General features: G+C 67.1%; 6 protein-coding genes and 1 pseudogene. 5 read left to right on the forward strand and 2 right to left on the reverse strand.

Annotated elements, in window-relative coordinates; genetic code table 11:
- A partial coding sequence (locus tag VMD50_RS07300) for a recombinase family protein (RefSeq protein ID WP_325426304.1) occupies positions 1-440 on the reverse strand: 440 nt, incomplete at its 3' end.
- A gap of 40 nt (positions 441-480) precedes the next feature.
- On the opposite strand from VMD50_RS07300, the pseudogene VMD50_RS07305 reads away from it, so the two are divergent.
- The 5 genes and pseudogenes from VMD50_RS07305 to VMD50_RS07325 form a co-directional block, all read left to right on the forward strand.
- Positions 481-972 (forward strand): annotated as a pseudogene (locus VMD50_RS07305) (HNH endonuclease signature motif containing protein); the annotation flags it as partial.
- A gap of 16 nt (positions 973-988) precedes the next feature.
- Positions 989-1,417, forward strand: a complete 429-nt coding sequence (locus tag VMD50_RS07310) for a DUF2752 domain-containing protein (protein WP_414686022.1) — start codon at positions 989-991, stop codon at positions 1,415-1,417.
- Between the two features lie 63 nt (positions 1,418-1,480).
- The gene (gene pyk, locus VMD50_RS07315; RefSeq protein ID WP_325426308.1) at positions 1,481-2,899 is read left to right on the forward strand and encodes a pyruvate kinase; all 1,419 of its coding nucleotides are present in this window, start codon (positions 1,481-1,483) and stop codon (positions 2,897-2,899) included.
- Positions 2,900-2,922: 23 nt separating this feature from the next.
- Complete coding sequence (locus VMD50_RS07320) at positions 2,923-3,798, forward strand: acyl-CoA thioesterase II (protein ID WP_325426313.1); 876 nt, start codon at positions 2,923-2,925, stop codon at positions 3,796-3,798.
- Between the two features lie 149 nt (positions 3,799-3,947).
- Positions 3,948-5,342 carry a bifunctional lysylphosphatidylglycerol flippase/synthetase MprF gene (locus VMD50_RS07325; RefSeq protein WP_325426310.1) on the forward strand — a complete coding sequence of 465 codons (1,395 nt, stop codon included), beginning with the start codon at positions 3,948-3,950 and terminating at the stop codon, positions 5,340-5,342.
- Here VMD50_RS07325 and VMD50_RS07330 read toward each other — a convergent pair.
- A partial coding sequence (locus VMD50_RS07330; protein ID WP_325426311.1) for an EamA family transporter occupies positions 5,339-5,636 on the reverse strand: 298 nt, incomplete at its 5' end. The two genes, VMD50_RS07325 and VMD50_RS07330, sit on opposite strands and share 4 nt — an antisense overlap.

A 5,636-nucleotide genomic window follows, 5' to 3' on the forward strand; every position in this document is an offset into this window, starting at 1 on the left:
GCGCGTTGCACATTGGCCCGGCGCTGACGCTCGGCCTTGTGCTCGGACTCCATCTCCGACACCGAGCCCACGATGCGGGCCAGCATCTTGCCGGTGGCGTTGCTCAAGTCCAGATCACCGCCGTTGACGGTGCGGATTTCCACCCCGCGGTCGGTGATCTCGACCAGCCGTTGCAGATCGGCCATGCGCCGATACAGCCGGTCGGGGTGCCAGCAGATGATGGCGTCGATCTGGCCGTGTTTGACCGCGTCCAACAGCCGCTCGAAACCGGGTCTCGTGCCGTTGAACGCGGACAGGTCGTTGTCATCGAACGGTGGTTCGATGACGTCCCAGCCGAGTCGGTCGGCTAGGGCTCGGCAGTCTTCGAGCTGGCGGGTGACCCCGGCGCGCTGGCCGGTGGGGTCGTTGCTGATACGGGTGTAAATCGCGGTGGTGGTCATGCCACGGTCCTAGCAACGTATCTCTTTTACGACCAGTATCGTGGTCACCACCACCCTGCAGGACCTGGAGGCCGCCGCGGGCAAGGGCTTCACCGGTGGTGGCTCGCGGCTGCCCATGTCGGACGTGATCCGCATGGCCAGCCACGCCCATCATTACCTCGCAATTTTCGACAACGGCAAACCCCTGGCGCTGCGCCACACCAAGCGGCTGGCCTCCCCCGCGCAGCGAATCATGTTGTACGCCAAGGATCGTGGCTGCACGAAACCGGGCTGTAACGCCCCGGCCTACCACAGCCAGGTCCACCACGTGAGCGGCTGGGCCACCACCCACCGCACCGACATCGACGACCTCACCCTGGCCTGCGGCCCCCACAACCGACTTGCCGACAAAGGCTGGACCACCCAAACCAACGCCCGCGGCGAAACCGAATGGCTACCCCCGCCCCACCTCGATCACGGCCAACCCAGAACCAATGGATTTCACCACCCCGAACGATTCCTGGGCTGCGGGGACGACGACGAAGACCCTTAGCTTCCTGAGGTCTGGCATGCTGAAAAGCGTGCCTGACCAGTTGCGGCACGGGCCACCCCGTCGTCGCGCGTACGCCGCGGCCGGCACCGGCGCGCTGCTGGCCGGTGCGGTCGGTTACGTCGCACTGGTCGACCCGCACGACACGCATTCGGTGTATCCGCAGTGCCCGTTCAAGTGGCTCACCGGCTGGAATTGCCCGCTGTGCGGTGGGCTTCGCATGACGCACGACCTGCTGCACGGTGACCTGATGGCCACCATCAACGACAACGTCCTCCTGCTGGTGGGCATCCCGGCGCTGGCCGGCTGGATTCTGCTTCGCCGGCGGCGCGGCCGGCCGGCGCTGTCGACGCCGGCGGTGGTGACTATCACCGTCGTGGCGATCGCGTGGACGGTGCTGCGCAACCTGCCCGGCTTCCCGCTGGTTCCGACCGTTCTCGGCGGGTAGCCGCGGTGCGTCCAATCGGTGAACTCGGGCTGCCCTCGCCCTGCGCGACTATGCTGGTTCGCCGTGAGTAGACGCGGGAAGATCGTCTGCACCCTCGGCCCGGCAACAAACTCCGACGAACTGATTCTGGCGCTGGTAGAGGCCGGAATGGACGTCGCTCGAATGAACTTCAGCCACGGCGACTACGCCGATCACAAGGCCGCCTACGACCGGGTGCGGGCGGCCTCCGACACGACCGGGCGCGCGGTTGGTGTACTCGCCGACCTTCAGGGCCCTAAGATCAGGCTGGGGCGCTTCGCCAGCGGGCCCACTTTCTGGGCCGAGGGGGAAACGGTCCGCATCACCGTCGCCGAATGCGACGGCAGCCACGACCGCGTCTCGACCACCTACAAAAAGCTGGCCAAGGACTCGATGGTCGGTGACCGCGTCCTGGTCGACGATGGCAAGGTCTGCCTGGTGGTCGACGCCATCGACGGCGACGACGTGGTCTGCACCGTCGTCGAGGGCGGCCCGGTCAGCAACAACAAGGGCATCTCGCTGCCCGGCATGAACGTGTCCGCCCCTGCCTTGTCGGACAAGGACATCGAGGACCTGACCTTCGCGCTGAACCTGGGCGTCGACCTGGTCGCGCTGTCGTTCGTGCGCTCGCCGTCCGACGTCGAGTTGGTGCACGAGGTGATGGACCGGATCGGGCGGCGGGTACCGGTGATCGCCAAGCTGGAAAAGCCCGAAGCCGTCGACAATCTGGAAGCCATCGTGCTGGCGTTCGACGCCATCATGGTGGCGCGCGGCGACCTGGGTGTCGAGCTGCCGCTCGAAGAGGTTCCGCTGGTGCAGAAGCGGGCGATCCAAATCGCAAGGGAGAACGCAAAACCCGTCATCGTGGCGACCCAGATGCTCGACTCGATGATCGAAAACTCGCGGCCCACCCGAGCCGAGGCCTCCGACGTCGCCAACGCTGTGCTCGACGGCGCCGACGCGCTGATGCTGTCGGGGGAGACGTCGGTGGGCAAGTATCCGCTGGCGGCCGTCCGGACGATGTCGCGAATCGTGTGCGCGGTCGAGGAGAATTCCACGGCCGCACCGCCGTTGACGCACGTGCCCCGCACCAAGCGCGGCGTGATCTCGTATGCCGCCCGCGACATCGGCGAGCGGCTCGACGCCAAGGCCCTGGTCGCCTTCACCCAATCCGGCGACACGGTCAAGCGGCTGGCGCGCCTGCACACCCCGCTGCCGCTGCTCGCCTTCACCGCGTGGCCCGAGGTGCGCAGCCAGCTCGCCATGACGTGGGGCACCGAGACGTTCATCGTCCCGATGATGACGTCGACCGACGGCATGATCCGCCAGGTCGACAAGTCGCTGCTCGAGCTCGGTCGCTACAAGCGCGGTGACCTGGTGGTCATCGTCGCGGGCGCGCCACCTGGCACAGTAGGGTCGACAAACCTGATCCATGTGCACCGGATCGGGGAGGACGACGTCTAGCCAGCCTAGGAGGAGGGGCCGCGATAAAGACCACTTCTGATTTCGAGGAACTGCTGGCCGTCCTGGACCTCAACCGCGTATCCGACGACCGCTTCCTCGGTTCCCATCCCAGCAAGAACCCGATGCGCACCTTCGGCGGTCAGCTCATGGCGCAGTCGTTCGTCGCCGGCAGCCGCACGCTGAACCGCGACGACCTGCCGCCCAGCGCGTTGTCGGTGCACTTCATCAACGGCGGAGACACCGCCAAGGACATCGAATTCCACGTGGTGCGGCTGCGGGACGAGCGCCGCTTCGCCAACCGGCGCGTCGACGCGGTGCAGGACGGGGTCGTGTTGTCCTCGGCGCTGATCTCGTACATGCAGGGCGGACCCGGCCTGGAGCACGCCGTCGACCCGCCGCAGGTGCCACAGCCCCACACGCAGCCGCCGCTCGGCGAGTTGTTGCGCGGCTACGAGAAGACCGTCCCGCACTTCGTCAACGCCCTGCAGCCGATCGAATGGCGCTTCACCAACGACCCGTCCTGGGTGATGCGCGACAAGGGTGAGCGGCTGCCGCACAACAGGGTCTGGATGAAGGCGCTGGGCTCGGTGCCCGACGACCCCGTCCTGCACACCGCGACCATGCTGTTCTCCTCCGACACCACGGTGCTGGACTCCGTCATCACCACCCACGGGCTGTCTTGGGGTTTCGACCGCATCTTCGCCGCGTCCGCCAACCATTCCGTCTGGTTTCACCGGCAGGTCAACTTCAACGACTGGGTGTTGTACTCGACATCGTCGCCGGTGGCCGCGGATTCACGCGGGTTGGGCACCGGGCATTTCTTCGACCCGGCCGGGCAAGTGATCGCCACGGTCGTCCAGGAGGGCGTGTTGATATATTTCCCGCCCTCCGGCCGATAGACAGGTCACAGTACGGCATACCTGCAGGAAAACCGCCTGATTTCGGCCCACCGCGGCCGCAATCGGGCGTAAGTTCCAGTCAGCCGGGTATTCGGTGCGAGTGGCGGGAACAAACTGCCGAAGTGATCTGATCGCATCGGGAGGTGAAGGTGAACGGACCCGTCGACGTCGCAGCGAAGCCCCGCGCGCGCGAACGCGTCGTCGTCCATGTCGATTCACTGGCAGCCCGCTGGATCGGGGCATTCGCCCTGCTCTGCGCGGCGGGCTGGTTGATCGTCATCCTTGCCCACCACCACCAGCAGCCGGATTGGCACTATGCCGACCGGCTGGGCTGGTCGCTGACGGTGCTGGGCGCGGTGGCATTCATCGCACGCGGCATCTTTCTGGCACGTCCGGTGACGACCATGCACGCCGCCGCCGCCGCGCTGTTCGTGGTGGCGGGGCTGGGCTCGCACGTGCTGTCCTTCGACCTGCTCGGCAACCTGCTGATCGCCGGCTCCGGGATGGTGCTGATGTGGCCCACGTCGGCGCATCCGCGATCGGAGGACCTGCCCCGCGTGTGGTCGCTGATCGAGGCCACCAGCGGCGACCCGTTGGCGCCCTTCGCGATGCAGACGGGCAAGTGCTATCACTTCACCGCCGACGGCATGGCCGCCCTCGCCTATCGGACCCGGCTGGGGTATGCCGCGGTCGGCGGCGACCCCGTCGGTGACGAAGCAAAATTCCCCGAGCTGGTCGCCGACTTCGCCGCCATGTGTCATACCCACGGCTGGCGGATCGCGGTGGTGGGCTGCAGCGAGCGGCGACTCGAGCTGTGGCGCGACCCCGCGGTCATCGGGCAATCGCTGCGGGCCATACCGATCGGCCGCGACGTCGTCGTCGACGTGGCCGGCTTCGAGATGGTGGGCCGCAAGTTCCGCAACCTGCGTCAGGCCGTGAAGCGCACCCACAACTGCGGCATCACCACCGAAATCGTGGCCGAGCAGGGACTCGACGACAAGTTGCTCGCGGAGCTGACCGACGTGGTGCGGGCCTCTCCCAGCGGTGCCCACACCGATCGGGGCTTCTACATGAACCTCGACGGCGTGCTGGAGGGCCGGTTCCCCGGAATCCGGCTGATCATCGCCAGGGACGCCGAGGGTCGCGTGCAGGGCTTCCATCGGTACGCGACCGCCGGCGGCGGCAGCGAGGTCACGCTTGACGTCCCATGGCGCCGCCGTGGGTCGCCCAACGGGATCGACGAACGGCTCAGCATCGACATGATCACGGCCGCCAAAGTGGCTGGCGCGCAGCGAGTATCGCTTTCGTTCGCGGCGTTCCCCGAGATCTTCGAGGACAAGAATCGCGGTCGGGTCCAGCGCGTCTTCTACCGGCTGATCCACATTCTCGACCCGCTGATCGCGCTGGAGTCGTTGTACCGGTACGTGCGCAAGTTCCACGCCATGGACGCCCGGCGCTACGCGCTGATATCGATGACCCAACTGCTGCCGCTGGTGGTCGTGTTGTTGACGCTGGAATTCATGCCGCGCCGGCGACACCTCTAACCGACGGCGCAGGCTCTGGGAAACGCTTCGGTCTCGGGGGTTTTCGCCGCGCGGCGCCGGCCGGACGCCCTGCTGTTGAGCCAGCAGGCGAGCCCCCCGACGAGCAGGCCGATCCCGACGCCGGGATCCGGGCGCTGGCCCAGCATCAGCCACGACAGCACCGCGGCGACCGCGGGAATGACGGCAAACAGCATCGCCACCGCCGCCGCGCCGTGGGTATTGATGGCCCGCACGTACAGGCTGACGGCCAGCGTGGCGTTCAACAGCACGATGCCGCCGACCGCGATCGCCGCC

It is taken from the genome of Mycobacterium sp. (genome assembly GCF_035506235.1).
Lineage (GTDB): Bacteria > Actinomycetota > Actinomycetes > Mycobacteriales > Mycobacteriaceae > Mycobacterium.

What these genes read in the sequence shown, in the direction of transcription:
- VMD50_RS07310 (WP_414686022.1), top strand. Translation starts at nt 989, where the DNA reads ATGCTGAAAAGCGTGCCTGACCAGTTGCGGCACGGGCCACCCCGTCGT.